At 40.8% G+C, this 15,111-nt stretch carries 16 protein-coding genes; 6 read left to right on the top strand and 10 right to left on the bottom strand.

From position 1 onward, the window contains the following. Positions 1-6: 6 nt before the first annotated feature. The 4 genes from ACZ5NL_RS07125 to ACZ5NL_RS07110 form a co-directional block, all read right to left on the bottom strand. Positions 7-1,350 carry an ABC transporter permease subunit gene (locus ACZ5NL_RS07125; RefSeq protein WP_464841605.1) on the bottom strand — a complete coding sequence of 448 codons (1,344 nt, stop codon included), beginning with the start codon at positions 1,348-1,350 and terminating at the stop codon, positions 7-9. Beyond that, entirely contained in the window at positions 1,347-2,249 is a 903-nt protein-coding gene (locus tag ACZ5NL_RS07120; protein WP_464841604.1) for a carbohydrate ABC transporter permease, read from the bottom strand. Before ACZ5NL_RS07120 ends, ACZ5NL_RS07125 begins: the two co-directional genes overlap by 4 nt. Positions 2,250-2,299: 50 nt before the next feature. Further along, positions 2,300-3,622: an extracellular solute-binding protein gene (locus tag ACZ5NL_RS07115; protein ID WP_464841603.1), complete on the bottom strand. Its 1,323-nt coding sequence runs from the start codon at positions 3,620-3,622 to the stop codon at positions 2,300-2,302. A 126-nt stretch (positions 3,623-3,748) separates the two neighbouring features. Continuing rightward, positions 3,749-5,716 carry an alpha amylase N-terminal ig-like domain-containing protein gene (locus tag ACZ5NL_RS07110; RefSeq protein ID WP_464841602.1) on the bottom strand — a complete coding sequence of 656 codons (1,968 nt, stop codon included), beginning with the start codon at positions 5,714-5,716 and terminating at the stop codon, positions 3,749-3,751. An 84-nt stretch (positions 5,717-5,800) separates the two neighbouring features. Between ACZ5NL_RS07110 and trmBL1 the strand changes: the two genes are divergently transcribed. From trmBL1 to ACZ5NL_RS07095, 3 genes are all read left to right on the top strand, one after another. Next, a complete protein-coding gene (gene trmBL1, locus ACZ5NL_RS07105) occupies positions 5,801-6,826 on the top strand; it encodes an HTH-type sugar sensing transcriptional regulator TrmBL1 (protein ID WP_464841601.1) in 1,026 nt (341 codons plus the stop codon). 21 nt (positions 6,827-6,847) lie between these two features. Further along, positions 6,848-8,215, top strand: coding sequence for a glycogen/starch synthase (locus tag ACZ5NL_RS07100; protein WP_464841599.1), 1,368 nt, complete (start codon positions 6,848-6,850; stop codon positions 8,213-8,215). 100 nt (positions 8,216-8,315) lie between these two features. Further along, complete coding sequence (locus ACZ5NL_RS07095) at positions 8,316-8,768, top strand: HIT family protein (RefSeq protein ID WP_464841597.1); 453 nt, start codon at positions 8,316-8,318, stop codon at positions 8,766-8,768. Here ACZ5NL_RS07095 and ACZ5NL_RS07090 read toward each other — a convergent pair. Then, positions 8,751-9,503 (bottom strand): YbaK/EbsC family protein, encoded by a 753-nt coding sequence (locus tag ACZ5NL_RS07090; protein WP_464841596.1) that lies wholly within the window; start codon positions 9,501-9,503, stop codon positions 8,751-8,753. The genes ACZ5NL_RS07095 and ACZ5NL_RS07090 overlap by 18 nt on opposite strands. Then, positions 9,493-9,780: a hypothetical protein gene (locus ACZ5NL_RS07085; RefSeq protein WP_464841594.1), complete on the bottom strand. Its 288-nt coding sequence runs from the start codon at positions 9,778-9,780 to the stop codon at positions 9,493-9,495. Before ACZ5NL_RS07085 ends, ACZ5NL_RS07090 begins: the two co-directional genes overlap by 11 nt. Positions 9,781-9,851: 71 nt before the next feature. Here ACZ5NL_RS07085 and ACZ5NL_RS07080 point away from each other — a divergent pair, with 71 nt between their 5' ends. Genes ACZ5NL_RS07080 through ACZ5NL_RS07070 form a run of 3 tightly spaced genes read left to right on the top strand, consistent with a single transcriptional unit; the run spans position 9,852 to position 10,636 of the window. Continuing rightward, positions 9,852-10,109, top strand: coding sequence for a hypothetical protein (locus ACZ5NL_RS07080; RefSeq protein WP_464841593.1), 258 nt, complete (start codon positions 9,852-9,854; stop codon positions 10,107-10,109). Next, complete coding sequence (locus tag ACZ5NL_RS07075) at positions 10,110-10,373, top strand: hypothetical protein (protein WP_464841591.1); 264 nt, start codon at positions 10,110-10,112, stop codon at positions 10,371-10,373. It begins immediately after the preceding gene. A gap of 5 nt (positions 10,374-10,378) precedes the next feature. After that, positions 10,379-10,636: a hypothetical protein gene (locus tag ACZ5NL_RS07070; protein ID WP_464841590.1), complete on the top strand. Its 258-nt coding sequence runs from the start codon at positions 10,379-10,381 to the stop codon at positions 10,634-10,636. Between the two features lie 2 nt (positions 10,637-10,638). Here the strand turns inward: ACZ5NL_RS07070 and iorA are convergent, their stop codons facing one another. The 4 genes from iorA to ACZ5NL_RS07050 all read right to left on the bottom strand — a co-directional run bounded on the left by iorA (position 10,639) and on the right by ACZ5NL_RS07050 (position 15,110). Beyond that, positions 10,639-12,522 carry an indolepyruvate ferredoxin oxidoreductase subunit alpha gene (gene iorA, locus ACZ5NL_RS07065; RefSeq protein WP_464841589.1) on the bottom strand — a complete coding sequence of 628 codons (1,884 nt, stop codon included), beginning with the start codon at positions 12,520-12,522 and terminating at the stop codon, positions 10,639-10,641. A 76-nt stretch (positions 12,523-12,598) separates the two neighbouring features. After that, positions 12,599-13,279: a DUF4152 family protein gene (locus ACZ5NL_RS07060; protein ID WP_464841587.1), complete on the bottom strand. Its 681-nt coding sequence runs from the start codon at positions 13,277-13,279 to the stop codon at positions 12,599-12,601. A 6-nt stretch (positions 13,280-13,285) separates the two neighbouring features. Beyond that, positions 13,286-13,966: a diphthine--ammonia ligase gene (locus ACZ5NL_RS07055; RefSeq protein WP_464841585.1), complete on the bottom strand. Its 681-nt coding sequence runs from the start codon at positions 13,964-13,966 to the stop codon at positions 13,286-13,288. A 61-nt stretch (positions 13,967-14,027) separates the two neighbouring features. Beyond that, a complete protein-coding gene (locus ACZ5NL_RS07050) occupies positions 14,028-15,110 on the bottom strand; it encodes an ABC transporter ATP-binding protein (protein WP_464841584.1) in 1,083 nt (360 codons plus the stop codon). Position 15,111 lies beyond the last annotated feature (1 nt).

Raw genomic sequence — 15,111 nt, 5'->3', positions numbered from 1 at the left:
ATCACCTCATTCCTTCAATCCTCCGAGAGTAAGCCCACTCCTTACATAGTTTTGGGCTAGGAGGAACATGATAAAGACCGGAAGAGCAAATATCAAAGCAGCTGCAGCAAATTGATTCCACGAAATAGATCTCAAATTCGCAAGCATTGTGTATAGCCATACAGTTAGAGGATAGTTTTCTTGGTTGAGAAGCAAGTTAGCGAGTATAAGTTCCGTCCAACCTCCAATGAATGCGAATATTGCCACTGTTGCCAATCCAGGAAGAGCCATTGGAATAAGCACGTGCCTTATAATCTGCAGGTATCCCGCACCATCAACTAACGCTGCTTCGTCAAAATCTGGGGGAATTGAATCCAAGTAGGACTTTAAGAGCCATGTGTTAAATGGTACTCCACCAGCGGCGTAGATTACTGGCAAAACAAAGATGTTATTAGTTAAGTGAAGCTTTACCAACATACCGTACAGTGCAACCAATCCTGCTATCCCTAACCCTCCTGCAACCTGAGTAAACATCAAGTAAAAGTAAAGAACGTGCTCTCTTCCAAAGAACTTAAGTCTTGAAAATGCATATGCAGAGGGTATTACAAATAAAAGCGTCAAGATAACGGTAAGACTGGCTATTAGTAAACTTCTCTTCATGTAGTCTGGAACCTCTCCACCTACTTTTGCTAGGCGAATGAATGCAAAGTTAGTTGCAGTGAATGCAGCCTCTTCGGCAGAAATTATCCCTCCGTCTTTTACTACTACTTCCACGTTTTGAGCTTCATAGGTATTTTCGTCAATTTTGGTGAACTTTGAAAGATCTAAGGGCACCTCATTAGGAGAACTAACAGTTATTATTATCTTTTGTGCAGACACTTTAAGGTTTTTAACACCGCCGGTACTTTCAATCTGATGAGCATTTAGCTTTATCAGTTCACCCCTAACAATAATTTGGGTTCCATCGGGTTCTTTCCTCTCCTCTCCACCTTTTCTTTCAAGTATCTCTGTATCTATCAAGGTGAACCTACTCGAGTAGCTCCCAACAATCTTAGCCTCATGTAGCTCTATCTCATATCTGTTTAGAGAATCCTTTATAGTACCTTTTTTAGCATCTATTTCAAAGTTTGTTGTTTTTATAAGCCCCTCGGTATGACCAAAGAGCAGATCTCTGTAATTGGAGAAGGTTATCCTATCTGGAATTAAGTCAATTTCAGTGGTGGCAAGAGCTCCCGAGGGTTTAACAGAGAGCATTGCCATATAATAAACGGGGAAAAGTAAGATTGCTAAAACAAAAAGAGCTAATAAAGTCAGAGCAAATGACTTCAATAGCTCATCCTTTCGCTTTGGCAGTTCAATTTTAAGTTTCATCCCTTAACTCCCTCCTGTAGTCTCGTTATTCTCATGTTAACGAACATGTAAATTGCAAGAACTATTGTTGCTATGAGCAAAATAGCTGCCGCCCTTCCGTAGTGAGGAACCGAACTGCCGAAAGCCTTTCTATATCCATAAAGGAGGAGGAACCTATCTTCAAACAGTCCTGCATTGTAAATGAAGGGGACAAGGAAGTACTGAAAGCTCGCTGCGGAAGTTAGAATTGTGGCAAAAGCAATAGGTTTACTGACAATTGGAATAACCACCTTTGTCAATCTCTGCCAGTAACTTGCCCCATCGATAATTGCTGCTTCAATGAGCGTATCTGGAACACTCTGGAGGGCTGAAGTTATTACCGTCATCATAAATGGATAGGCAAGCCACACTTCAATTATGTTTAAGGCCACAAAACCCCAAGTTACACTCGTCATCCAGTCTGGTGGGTTTGTTATTCCTAAATCCCTTAATATTATATTAATCGGACCAACAACAGGATCAAACATAAAGCGCCATACCATTACAGAAAAAAGCAAGGGCAGTGCCCATGGAATTATCAAAAGGGCTCTATAAAAAAACTTGCCCTTTACGTATTTGTTATTATACAGAACACTCAAAAGAATCCCAACAACGACTTTCAAAGTCACACTAGTTGCCACAAAAACCCACGTCCACACAAAAGCAGATCTAAACTTTGGATCGCTTAACGCCCACCTAAAGTTTTCCAATCCCACAAACCTCAATGGCTCGGCGGTAGGAGCCTGTATTGGGAAGTTGCCTAATTTGGCATTTGTGAAAGCAATGTAAATGGAGTATAAGATCGGATAGATGTTAAAAAACAAGAATGCTATCATGCCCGGTAATATCAAAGCGAGAGCGGCGATTGTTTTTTTGTCCATTTACTTACACCTCCGAGAATTAGAAAGTGTAGAAAGAAAAAGAAAAGACACTAACCACCACTAAGGGCATCGAGTATTTCTTTCTGTGCATCCTGGAGTGCCTGTTCAATAGTCTTCTTTCCAGCTATTATATCGGTGATTGCTGTTCCGACTGGTCCCCAAACAGCACCCATCTCCGGGCTCTTTGGCATTGGAATTGCATATTGAACTGCTTGACCAAAGCCATAAAGTACTGGATCATTCTGGATCTCTGGGTCGTTAAGGACCTCAGTTAACACTGGGATATAACCGTTTTGGAGTGAAAGGGTCTTTATAACATCCGGGTTTGTTGTGAACCATTTAAGGAACGTCCAAATTGCATCCTTCTTGCTTGGATCGTTAAGCTTTGCAACGTAAATAAGCCTAACACCACCATATGGGTGAGGCCTGTGCTGCTCATCAATAGCCGGAAGTGGCACTATGCCAAAGTTAATTCCAGCGTTCCTAACATCTGGAATGCTCCATGGACCGTTAATCATCATTGGAGCTTTACCATCGTGGAATAAGCTTACTTGAGCGTTGTAATCTTGAGTCTTAGCAACATATGGGAATATCTGCTCAAAGAAGAACTTGAAGCCCTGAAGTGTCTCAGGCTTGTCAAGACCAGGAGTCTTTGTCTTGTCATCGAAGTAGTACCCACCAAACGCGTGCACCCAACCAGAAAGGAAGTATGGATCCATTGGGGTTGCAAGGCCGTAAGTACCTTCGGCTTCATTGTAGTATTTTTCCATAATCGCCTTCATCTCATCAAAAGTCTTTGGTGGGTTTGGAACCATGTCCTTGTTGTAAATTAAAGCTACAGTCTCAGCAGCATAAGGCATGGCATAATAATGTCCACCATACTCAATAGCATTTTGAGCCATTGGACTGAACTTGTTTAGAATTTCGGGAGTTATGTATTCATCAATCGGTTCAAGAAGACCAGCTTCAGCAAACTTTCCAATCCAATCGTGAGCCCACATAAAGAGATCAGGGCCCTGTCCAGCAGGAATTGCAGCTTTAAGAGAGGTTTCAAGATCAGCTTTTTGTTCAAGTTGAATATCGATGTTTGGATATTCAATCTCAAACTCAGCAATCAAATCTTCAAAAGCCTTGAGCTCATTTGGACCAATTGCATGCCATATAACGATTGTTACTTTCTTTTCCTCTGTTGTTGTAGTTGTTGTCTGGGTGGGAGAGCTCGTGGTTGTTGTAGTTGTTTGGGTTTGTGTGGTTTGTGTGGTGGTTGTTTGTGTGGGGCTTGAAGTGCCAGTCCCACCACCAATACACCCACTTGCAACCACTCCAATTGCCAGCACTCCAATCAACAATAAAGCAAATAGTGCCTTCTTCATGCATATTCACCTCAGTTGAATATTTCAAATTTAGTATCATCCTCAGTGATATATATACCTTACGCTTTGATGATCACAGAATAGCAAGTGTTCTAAATGAGACATCGATGAAAAAATTTGGAATTCTCAAGAGAGACGGCCAACAAAAAATGAAAACGGTTTTAGATCAACACCATCCAAGCCCCCCAGCATCAGTTTGTCGGGCAGTTTTTTGATCGGAACAGAGTTTTCCGAATAGTTTATTCCGATTAAAAGCTTTTCTTTCTTGTATATTCTCTCATAAAGCAACAATCCCCCCTGAAATTCCACAGGTTCAAATGCTCCAACCTGCAGTGCTTTGCTAGTCTTCCTCAGCCAGATAAGCTTTTTCACAAGATAAAATATGTCCCAGTCCCATTTTCCTTTGTCCCATTCCATAGGAGCCCTTGAACGCTCCATAAAAGGAGCTTCTGTATTTTTCATGCCAATTTCATCACCATAGTAAATAGATGGAATTCCCTTGTATGTGAAAAGAAAAACCAGGGCACAGAGGTATTTCCTCTTATCTCTAAGTAGACTGAGCATTCTGTCTACATCATGGTTATCTAGGAAGTTATACATAACATACTCCGCAGGACCGTAGTAGATACTCAAAAGCTCAAGCCAATTCAAGAACTGCTCTGCATTGATTTCTCTAGTAACAAAAAATCTTAAAATTGCCTCGTATAGCGGATAATTCATTGTTCCATGAAACTTGTTGAATATCCACAGCCTAGCGTCGTCCATAACTTCCCCAAATAGATAGACGTTACTGGGCAACTTTTCTCCAATTTCTTCCCATACTTCGGGCGGAACTCCGTGAGCAACATCTAACCTCCACCCATCAGCTCCTTTTTTAATCCAGTACTCCATTACATTCCTAATGAGTTCTCTTACTCCTTTGTTGTCGTGGTTTAAACGAGGCATCAACCATACAGAATAAAAGCTTTCATAGTTCCATTTAAGGGATTTAAGCCGCTTATATTTTTCATCCCATGGAAGTTCCGAGTTTAAAATATCAAAGAACTCCTTTGGAACAACTGGAAATCCCGTTATACGATAAAAATCCCTATACCCACTGTTTTTTTCGTTTTTCACCACATCTTGAAAGTAGGGATGGAAAAAGCTTGTATGATGAAACACCCCATCCAGGATAAGTTTTATATCTCTTTTCTGCAACTCCTGTACTAATTTTTCAAAAGCTTCATCCCCTCCAAATTTTTGAGCAACATGATAGTAGTCCACTATATCATACCCATGATATGTAGTTGACTCAAAAATAGGAGTTAAATAGAGAGCATTTACCCCCAGCTCAGTTAGATAGTTCATTTTTTGGATTATTCCTTCAAGATCCCCCCCATAATGGGAGGCACTTTTGAACCCTATTTCCTCCTTTGGATCATTTTTGGGGTTTCCGTTAAAGAACCGATCAGGCATTATCTGGTAAAAAATCCTGCTTAGGACCCACAAAGGCACCTTGTATTTACTCCCTTGCTCAGACAAATCGACATCGAAGTCCCCATATTCTAAAGTGCCCTCATCTGTTTGTAATCTAAAGTAATAATGCAGGTTCTCTTTTTTTGGAAGTCTTATTTCGAAGTAATCAAAAAGTTCATCATAGGCTTTCTTTGTCATCTCCCAACTTTTCTCCTCAATTAGAAACGCCTTTTTAACAAGTCCTTTAAGCGCTCTAAGGCGTATGTAAGTGTACTCGCCAAAAGAATATAAATAAATGGGAGCAGGAAAGTGATAAATTTCCTCACCCGAGAAAATTCTTGCCACATTGGCTTCTCTTTCAGCCTTGTATGAGAGTCTCTGGAAGTGATTCTTTTCCTGATTTTCTGGGTCAAGCATCTCCCTACCATCAACTGAAAATGAGTAATACCAAATTCCCTCGGGAAGCTCAAGTTTTATGTACCATCTATCCCCCTTTTCTTTCATTCTAAAGCTTCCTTCGTTGAATGCATTAAAATTTCCTAAAAGATAGGCATAGGAACCGCTTTTGGGTATGGAAAACTCCGTGATTCCAACCTTTCCAAAGTACTCATTATCTTTAAATCCGAAAATTTTATACATGTTAAACACCTCTAATGATTATGTATCACCTTTAATGTTTAAATTGTCGAAAGTGAATATTAAAAATCTTTAGGAGGAGAAAAAATGAGGGAAGAAGAAATAATTAAAATGCTTCAAAAGCTCGGTTTAACAAAATACGAAAGCTTGGCGTATATAACTCTTCTAAAACTTGGAACCAGCAAAGCTACAGACCTTACAAAAGAAAGCGGAATCCCCCACACAAGGATATATGACGTGCTAAGCTCTCTCCACAGAAAAGGGTTTGTAGACATTATGCACGGAACTCCAAGGATGTACAAACCCGTGAATCCAGAAATAGTTTTCGAGAGACTTAAAGAAGAACTCCTAGGTGATATAGAGGCTGTAAAAAATGCCCTTCTTGAACTCTATAAATCCGTACATGGAGAGGACATACCGGAAATATGGACTATCCATGGGTTCGAAAACACTTTAGAGAGGGCAGAGTACATAATAAGAAGCGCAAGACGAGAGGTACTAATAAATACTCCTTTTGAGTTTTTGCGATTACTTAAAGATGAAATTAAAAAGAGAAAGGATGTTATCTTTGTAATTGTAAGCAATTTTGAGGAACCTCCTGAATGGCTTAGCAAGGAAAACGTAATTTTAGCTAAAAGTGGAGGGGCTCCGTGGTTAATGGCAACTTGGATCATAGGAGATGTAGATTACGCACTCTTTTTTGGAGCACTTCCGAAGGATAGGAGAAAAGAGAAATTCTATTCCTTCTGGGGCAAATCTCCAAAGTTAATCCAGAACTACATGCATTGGTTCTACACAATGTACTTTGACAATAGTGAAGTCATAAAGCCTATTGAATATGAAAAACTCAAGAAACCCTTTGAAATAGCTAACATAAGAACCCTCATAACGATTCTTAAACAAGCAGGACTACCAAGAGAGATGGAAGTCATAGGACATTTTGTTGACACAAGAGAAGAAGCGACGATAAAAGGACAAGTTGTTAATTATGAGTATACATCCCTCACGGCCAATATAACTCTCAGAGATAAGAAGGGAAAAGAATGGAAAATTGGAGGATTGGGAAGTTACTTTGAAGACATTGAGGGAGAAAAGTTCATTGTGTTAGAATAAAAGGAATAAAGGTGAATCAACATGAAAATACTAATGCTTGGATTTGAATACTTGCCAGTAAAAGTTGGTGGGCTTGCAGAGGCTATTACCAGTATTGCAGAAACTTTAGCAAAGCTCGACAATGAAGTTTGGGTCTTTACACCATCTCATGGCCATATCGATGGAAAAAAACTTCTTGAGTTTGATATCAATGTTTATGGTGGTAAAGAGAAGATAAGTGTATACGAAAGAATTCAAAAGGGGGTTAGGGTATTCGCTCTAAGTAGCAACTTGCTCGACAATAAAGATGTCTATGGTCCTGGATGGGAAGGAATGCTTGGTAAAGCAGTTCAGTTTGGAAAAGCAAGTGTTGGTCTGCTGAACCATCTAATAGAAAAGGAAGGAAAACCGGATGTGTTACATTTCCATGACTGGCATACAGTCTTTGCTGGAGCTTTAATTAAGAAGTACTTCCAGATTCCAGCAGTCTTTACAATCCACAGGCTCAATAAATCCAAAGTTCCAGCCCACTATTTCCATGAAGCCCACTTAGGCGAGCTCGCTCCGTATCCGGACATCGATCCAGAGTACGTTGGTGCATACATAGCGGATGTGGTAACAACAGTAAGCAGAAGCTATCTTTGGGAAGAATGGAATTTTTACAAGAACTTTGAAGGAAAGGCCACCTATGTCTACAATGGAATAGCATGCGACTTTTGGAACGAGGAGCTTCTTGAAAACAGAGATTTACCAAGAGAAGAAAGGAGAAAGAAAATTTTGGAAAATCTGGGCCTAAAGGACGGAATTACTTTTATGTTCATAGGCAGATTTGACAGAGGGCAGAAGGGTGTCGACACACTTTTAAAAGCTATTGAATTCATTGCACAAAGCTATCCCTCTGAATTCTCGAAAATGCGCTTCATAATAATCGGAAAAGGAGATCCTGAGCTCGAACGCTGGGCCCACACTTTAGGGGCAAAATATCCAGAGAACATAAAGGTAATAACTGAAATGCTGAGAAGAGAATTCACAAGGGAGCTATACGGTAGTGTTGACTTCGTGTTAGTTCCTTCCTACTTTGAGCCCTTTGGTTTAGTTCAGATGGAGGCCATGTGCCTAGGGGCAATTCCTATAGGATCCGCTGTGGGCGGAATAAAAGATACCATAATAAGCCTAGATGAAGACAAAGAAAATGCTACTGGATTGCTAGTTCTCCCAAGGGATCCAAATGCCCTCGCTCAGGCCATTATAAGGATGGCCAAGTTCAGAGAAGAGAACCCCCAGTTAATTGAAAAAATGCGCCAAAATGGAAAGAAAAGAACCAAGGTTTTTACATGGGAAAATGCTTGTAAAAGATACCTCAGGGCATACAAGAACGACATAGACAAAGCGGTGGAGTTTTTAAAATAGGCATCAGTACCGAGATTTATCCTCACCGCTCGGAAGCGGCCAAGCTCATCATCTGCCACAAATTTTTAATTCTTTTTCCTTATAACATTGAGGTGGAAATATGGATTGTCCATTTTGCAACCCATCTAAAGAGGTTTTGCTCTATGAAAACAAACACGTTAGGATTCTCATAGACTCCTTCCCCGCAAACAAGGGACACCTTCTTATAGTTCCAAAAAGCCATGTTGAAAATTGGAGGGAACTTAAGGAAGAAGAGAAAATAGCCATAATGAAAGGTGTAGAACTGGCAATTGAGAAGCTAAGTGAAGCTCTAAAGCCAGATGGCTTCAACGTTGGGATAAACCTTGGAGAAGTAGCAGGCCAAACAGTGGCTCATCTTCACGTTCATGTGATCCCAAGATATAAAGGGGACACAAATTTCCCGCGAGGAGGAATAAGAAAAGCAGTTTTAGATGTTGAAGACGAGAATCTAAGTTTAAAAGGAAAATGGATCAAAAACCGACTCACGTCCAGAGAAAAAGAAATATTAAAAAGACTATTCGCTTACATCTAAAACCTCGGCTTTTTGAAATTCCACAATTTTCTTTGGGCTTAACTTGCTTAACCTGTCTATCCTCCCTCCTCCACCAACTACAAACTCTTTTTCAATAACTCTCCTATCCACCACGGTCTTTATGGGAACTCCCACTGGAGGGACTTCTCCAATTTTGTAGCCAGTAATCTCTTCCACTTCCTTTGGTTTTGCCATCCTGACGTTTCCAAAAATGTTTTTTAGTTTCTCCAGGCTTGCCTTTGATTTTCCATCTACTATGACCAGAAGAGGTTCATTCTCATTTACAATGAAAACTAAGGATTTTATAATGTTCTCCGGATTAATTCCTAAGAGCTCAACAACCTGCTTTACACTTTTTACCTCCCCTTGAGGTTCTATTATCTCTCCTCCTAGCTCCTTAACAATCTCCTCTACTCTTATTACCTTTGCAGGATATTTCTCTTCGTTCTTTTTCAATTTTCTCTCTATAGCTTCATCAAGATCAATGTTAAGCTCATGGGCCAGAAGGGTGAGATATATTACCACATCAGCCATCTCATCAGCAATTTTCTCCTTCTTCTTTGGGTCTTTGACACTTTGAAGTATCTCCTCATTGGTTTTCCACTGAAAGTGCTCCAAAAGCTCCCCTACCTCAACAACTAGAGAAATTGCAAGATTTTTTGGAGTATGGTATTTTTTCCAAACTCTTTCATCCCTAAACTTTACAACTTTTTTCTCGATCTCTTTAAAATTCATGAGTCCTCATCTCCCTTAGAAGTATCAAGTATTCTAGCAACTCTTCTAGTTCTTCCTTTGAAAACTTTTTCTCAGCATCTTCCTCTGGTTCAAATGATGATAGATAATCCTTTATTTTGTTTAGCCTCTCAAGCTCATCCTCCAGCTCAAGAGACCTCTTTGTAAACTCCCAGGAAGTATGGGGGCTCTCGAAAATCCTCTGCTTGTTGCTGACTATAGCTATCTTTACATTCGCTATTGCCTCATCAACCAATTCTAATAGTTCTTTTATCTTCATCTTTCACACCGTTGATAATAATCAAGTAAATTATTTAAAGTTGATTGAAAAAGTCAATATTGAGGATACTCATGGATTTCGAACTATTTATGGAGAGGTATGGATACAAAGTCCTCCTCATCATAATGTTCGGAATCGCTTTTGGAGTAGTCGGAGCAGTGCTAATTGCGCCTGCATTACCGGATTTATTAAGGGGGAGATTCTCCGAGGCTGCTCAAACACTGTTATTTATAATCCTCCTTGGGATAGCTATTGGAGGAATTGTCTATAAGACCCGGCCGACTGTGGGAGGAATTTTTGGTAGATATTGGTACAGGTGGAGGAGGTAGATGCTAATGGACTTTGGTTTATTTATGGAACAGTATGGGTATAAGGTTTTGATAATAATAACGGCACTGGCTCTGCTATTATCCACAAACTACCTCTTCTTCTACTTGGTAGCCATTGGAAAGGAAGAACTGGCCTATTGGATATTGGTAGTAGGTGTTTCCATTGCAGTTGCGATAATCCTTAGAAGCTCAAAGAGGATAATTACCGAATATAGAAAGTCTCACGAAACCGCTCACGGAAAAATCATGCAGTCAAAGAGGTGAGGGAAATGGATTTTGATCTCTTTATGGAAAGATATGGATACAAAATTCTCCTTGGAATAATGGCGCTTGTTATTATTGGGCTTTTTGCAATACCTGCACTTGGGATTGCAAGATTAATAAAAACGTATGGACTTGAAGTTGGACTCATGTTCCTCATAGTAGCAGCGGCTTATGGTTTTATAGTTTGGAGAAGATCAAGCGAAGCATATGCGGAAGCTCATGGAAAGTATTTCTACGACGATAAATGGTATAAAAAGAAATAGAATCACTCCTTGCGTGGATAAACAATCGCATCAAAAGGACAGAGCTGTTCGCAAAGCCCACAGCCAGTGCATATCAATGGATCTATTCTCATCTTCCCTGCTTCCCTATCAAACACGAGCGCTGGGCAGCCTGTTAACAGAGCACAAGCCTTACATCCAGTACACTTCTCCTCAATGACCACCGGTATTTCTCCAATCTCTCCCCTTCTAATCACTGGAATTATGCATTCTCTCCTCGCTATTATCACTGCCGGACCTTTGACCTGCATTGCCTCTTTTATAGCTTCCTTAGTGGCTTTTAAGTCATATGGGTCAACAGTCTTCACGTACTTTATCCCAAGTGCTTTTACAAGGCCTTCAATATCTATCTCGTTGAACTTTCTTCCTGTTTCGCTCTCTCCCGTGCCGGGGTGAGGTTGATGACCGGTCATTGCAGTTGTTCTGTTGTCGAGTATCATTACCAGAACATCCAAGTTTTTGTAGACTGCATCTATCAAGGGCTGAATTCCATTGTGGAAAAACGTAGAATCTCCGATGGTCGCTATTATCTTTTTACCCATGGCTATGCTCTGACCATTTGCGAGGCTTATGCTGGCCCCCATAACGTATTCGGTCCATATAGCTTCCAGCGGTGGCAGTAAGGAGAGTGCATAGCACCCTATATCGCCATGAATTGGAACTTCATCTTTTTTGAACTTTAACTCCCTAAGAGCATCAAGTAAAGCCCTATAGGACCCCCTGTGTGGGCATCCGGGGCACATTGTGGGGGGCCTCGATGGAGCTAAATTTTCGGCTTCCTCAACTTCTATAGGCTTTATGTATTCTTCCCCCTCCTTATCGAGAAGTTTTAAGAGGGCGTTCCTGACTAATCTGGGGGTTAGTTCACCCTCTAAAGGCAAATGTCCAGTGCGTTTGCCATATATAGGGACTCTTATCCCTTCTTCATAGGCTATTATTTTTATCTCCTCCTCCAAAAATGGTGCACCATCCTCCACAACTATAGCTTTTTTGACCCCTTTCAAGAACTCAACAATAAGCCTCCTTGGCAGAGGATGAGGAGTTGATATCTTAAGTATCTTAAATTTCTCTCCAAGCTTTGAAACAACTTCCTTCACGTAATTATAGGGGGCTCCCTCAGCTATGATCCCAATTTCACCTTCTCCTTCAACCCAATTAAAGCTCAAACTCTCAAATTCAGCCTCAATTTCTTTTAGTGTTCTATTCAGCCATTTATGTCTCTCAAGATTGCCCTTCATAGAAGCTCTTACGTATCTTTGAATGTCCTTTTCAAACTTTGGCTTTCTGTCAAGCCTAAGGAACTCTCCAACCTCGACATCAGCGGTGGTGTGATTTACTCTGGTAGTTGTCCTGAAAATAACGGGTACTTTGTACTTCTCACTTAATTCATATGCGTACTTTATTAGGTCATGAGCTTCTTGAACGTCTGCAGGCTCTAGAACAGGGAGTAAAGCAAGCTTTCCATAATACCTATCATCCTGCTCTGTTTGAGATGTATGTGGTCCCGGATCGTCGGCAACTAAAATGACAAGTCCCCCTTCCACACCAGAATAGGCGAGGCTCATTAGAGGATCAGCAGCAACGTTAAGACCAACGCACTTCATTGTCACAAGTGCTCTAAGACCTGCATAAGCAACTCCCGCAGCTTCTTCAAGTGCTACTTTCTCATTTGGTGCCCATTCAGCAAAGATTTCAGGATTTAGTTTTGCTATTGTTTCAATGACCTCCGTAGAAGGCGTTCCAGGGTAACCTGTTGCAAATGAGATACCGCTTTCAAGTGCTCCATATGCGATTGCCTCGTTTCCCATGAGGAGTTTCCTATTTGGTGACTTCATAACCATTGAGGAGCTTGAATTAGCAATTTCCATGCTCACCACCACAATCTCTTCGTTTTAAGCCTATAAAACTTATAGTTCGGAGAAAAACTAGGAAAATCGAAAATCTTTAGATTTTAGCCTCAAAAACCATAAATGTTCTCGCTATAGGGTTCGGATAAACTTGCCATTCAAAATCCCCCTTTTCTATAGGTATTTCCCCGTAAAGACCCCCTTCTCTAGGATCAAGACTCTTCCCCCGTATTTTAGTTTCCTCTATCTCAACCGTCATGTATCTTGGAAGCCCAATTCTCACAAAGCCTTCCTTCATCGCATAATCAATTCCCCACTTCACGGAATAAATCCCGGCATAAAGCTCTGCTATTCTGACAGCAACACTTTCTTTGCCTATAGCTAAGATCTCAATTCCGGTCTCTTCCCAAAATCTCTTTGCTAATGGCTGTAGATCTTTGCTTAGCTCGTGCCATATTGCTTTCCCTCTATCAGATATTCTCAATGCATCTATTGTCGGATCATCAAGTTTTCTGACTTCTATTCCGCCAAGACTAGAGTCTAAGTGAATAACATCTGGCTTTACTTTTCTTGCGAGCTTTAATGCCAAAAAAGCCTCATCCTTCAGCGCTTTCCTTCCACTGAGATCATACTCAAAGGGGTTAGAGTACTTTACGATGCTCAACTTCGCAGTCCTATATGGCTTCTCCACAAGAACAGCCGCAGTTGCTATTAGACCAATAGGATTATAATTTTCATCCAATACTGCTCCCCCGGTATCTGCAGAGACTATTCTCATCTCTTTTCACCTTTTCGGTTCCAAATGAGCCCTTTTGACTATCAATACTCCTGAGCCCGTATAAGCATCCCATATTTTTTCAGTTTCATCAAAAACTACTCTTGCCTTGAAAAATGGTGCATCCCTAACAAAAGTTTCAAATTCCCCCCCTTCACCCGCAATATGAACTTTATACTTCTCATTAAGCACCTTTAGCTCTTCAAGAGCTTTTTCGTCTATTTTTCTCCCCAACCATCTTTCATCTAGCCCATAGGCTGAAACTCCCACTATGACTATGTCAAAGCCATCTAAAATTAGAGTTCTCATGTATTTCTCGGGGTCGGCCTTCCAGAAAGGTGCAAAAAGCTTTATTCCAAGCTCCTCAACAATTCGTTCAGCCCTTTCCTTTTGATACTGGCTCGCCAATGCCCCAGCGACGATCCCATCTATTTTTAACCCCTCCAGAACCCTCTTCAAATCTTCAACTTCTCTCTCCTTCTCTCCTTTTGTAAAGCCCTTGACGATAGGGATTCCAATAGCCCTTGCTTGAAGCTCTGTGAGATGGATATTAGGAACGTGATACATATAGCTCTCATCACTCTCAGAATGCATGCTCACGAGGTATTTAACCTCAAATCCTTTTCTCAAAGCCCAGTAGAGGGCATATGTGGAGTCCTTTCCTCCAGAAAAAAGTACTGCAACCCTCATTTTTGACCCTCTTTACATTTTTGAAAAATAGTTAAATAGACCTTTTAAAAAATTTTGGAAATCAGAGATATTCCAAAGCTTTTTCTGTTTTTTTGTCAAAGAGGATTATCCTATCTTCATTTGGTATTATTGTAACTTTCTCCCCAAATCTAAAGTGCTCCCCCTCAGGAGCAAAAACCTTGACAAAGACGTCACTGTCAACTGCTACTGTAACTATCTGCTCCCTTCCTAAGGGCTCAAATGAGTAAACTTCCCCTCTAATGCCCTCTCTTTCACCCCTCACTATTTCCGCATCATGTGGCCTGAATCCAAAGAGCACTTCTGTTATGTTCAATTTTTTAATGATCTCTTTATACTGCCTAGGCACAGGGAGTCTACTCTGATATATCCTAAGCATATCCCCCTCTACTTCTGCTTCAACAAAATTCATAGGGGGGCTTCCTAAAAATCCCGCCACAAACTTGTACATGGGTTTGTAGTATACCTCATCCGGTTCTCCAACCTGCAAGATTTTTCCTTCTCTTATAATCGCTATTCTATCAGCCATTGCAAGAGCTTCTGCCTGGTCATGGGTAACATAAACGGCAGTAATGCCTAACTCTTTCTGCAATCTCTTAAGTTCTGCTCTAACTTCTAACCTTAAGAGAGCATCCAGATTACTCAAAGGCTCATCAAGCAACAGAACATCTGGTTCTTTGACGAGAGCCCTAGCTATAGCAACCCTCTGCTGCTGACCACCACTAAGCTGCCAGGGATATCTGTCTAGGAGGTGATCTATATGAAGCATCTTTGCAACTTCCCTAACTTTCTTTTCTATCTCCTCTTTAGGAGCTTTTTTGAGCTCAAGAGGGAATGCAATATTTTTAAAAACCCTCATATGTGGATAAAGGGCCCAGTTCTGGAAAACCAGGCCGACATTTCTGTCCTTTGGTGGGACTTCAGTAACGTCTCTTCCGTCAAAATATATTCTTCCAGTTGTAGGTTTGTATATCCCAGCTATTGTGTAAAGTAGAGTTGACTTGCCGCTTCCAGAGGGGCCAAGCAGGGCCATAAATTCTTTGTCTTCGATTTCCAAGGTTATGTTGTCAAGTGCCGTGAAGTTGCCAAACTTTTTGGTTATTCTATCTAGGGTTATCCTAACCATC

This window comes from Thermococcus aegaeus (assembly GCF_055393685.1).
The sequence above is the reverse complement of the archived record's forward strand: the minus strand, read 5'-3'. Positions and strand labels throughout refer to the sequence as shown.

What these genes read in the sequence shown, in the direction of transcription:
- ACZ5NL_RS07125 (WP_464841605.1), bottom strand. Translation starts at nt 1,350, where the DNA reads ATGAAACTTAAAATTGAACTGCCAAAGCGAAAGGATGAGCTATTGAAG.
- ACZ5NL_RS07120 (WP_464841604.1), bottom strand. Translation starts at nt 2,249, where the DNA reads ATGGACAAAAAAACAATCGCCGCTCTCGCTTTGATATTACCGGGCATG.
- ACZ5NL_RS07115 (WP_464841603.1), bottom strand. Translation starts at nt 3,622, where the DNA reads ATGAAGAAGGCACTATTTGCTTTATTGTTGATTGGAGTGCTGGCAATT.
- ACZ5NL_RS07110 (WP_464841602.1), bottom strand. Translation starts at nt 5,716, where the DNA reads ATGTATAAAATTTTCGGATTTAAAGATAATGAGTACTTTGGAAAGGTT.
- trmBL1 (WP_464841601.1), top strand. Translation starts at nt 5,801, where the DNA reads ATGAGGGAAGAAGAAATAATTAAAATGCTTCAAAAGCTCGGTTTAACA.
- ACZ5NL_RS07100 (WP_464841599.1), top strand. Translation starts at nt 6,848, where the DNA reads ATGAAAATACTAATGCTTGGATTTGAATACTTGCCAGTAAAAGTTGGT.
- ACZ5NL_RS07095 (WP_464841597.1), top strand. Translation starts at nt 8,316, where the DNA reads ATGGATTGTCCATTTTGCAACCCATCTAAAGAGGTTTTGCTCTATGAA.
- ACZ5NL_RS07090 (WP_464841596.1), bottom strand. Translation starts at nt 9,503, where the DNA reads ATGAATTTTAAAGAGATCGAGAAAAAAGTTGTAAAGTTTAGGGATGAA.
- ACZ5NL_RS07085 (WP_464841594.1), bottom strand. Translation starts at nt 9,780, where the DNA reads ATGAAGATAAAAGAACTATTAGAATTGGTTGATGAGGCAATAGCGAAT.
- ACZ5NL_RS07080 (WP_464841593.1), top strand. Translation starts at nt 9,852, where the DNA reads ATGGATTTCGAACTATTTATGGAGAGGTATGGATACAAAGTCCTCCTC.
- ACZ5NL_RS07075 (WP_464841591.1), top strand. Translation starts at nt 10,110, where the DNA reads ATGCTAATGGACTTTGGTTTATTTATGGAACAGTATGGGTATAAGGTT.
- ACZ5NL_RS07070 (WP_464841590.1), top strand. Translation starts at nt 10,379, where the DNA reads ATGGATTTTGATCTCTTTATGGAAAGATATGGATACAAAATTCTCCTT.
- iorA (WP_464841589.1), bottom strand. Translation starts at nt 12,522, where the DNA reads ATGGAAATTGCTAATTCAAGCTCCTCAATGGTTATGAAGTCACCAAAT.
- ACZ5NL_RS07060 (WP_464841587.1), bottom strand. Translation starts at nt 13,279, where the DNA reads ATGAGAATAGTCTCTGCAGATACCGGGGGAGCAGTATTGGATGAAAAT.
- ACZ5NL_RS07055 (WP_464841585.1), bottom strand. Translation starts at nt 13,966, where the DNA reads ATGAGGGTTGCAGTACTTTTTTCTGGAGGAAAGGACTCCACATATGCC.
- ACZ5NL_RS07050 (WP_464841584.1), bottom strand. Translation starts at nt 15,110, where the DNA reads ATGGTTAGGATAACCCTAGATAGAATAACCAAAAAGTTTGGCAACTTC.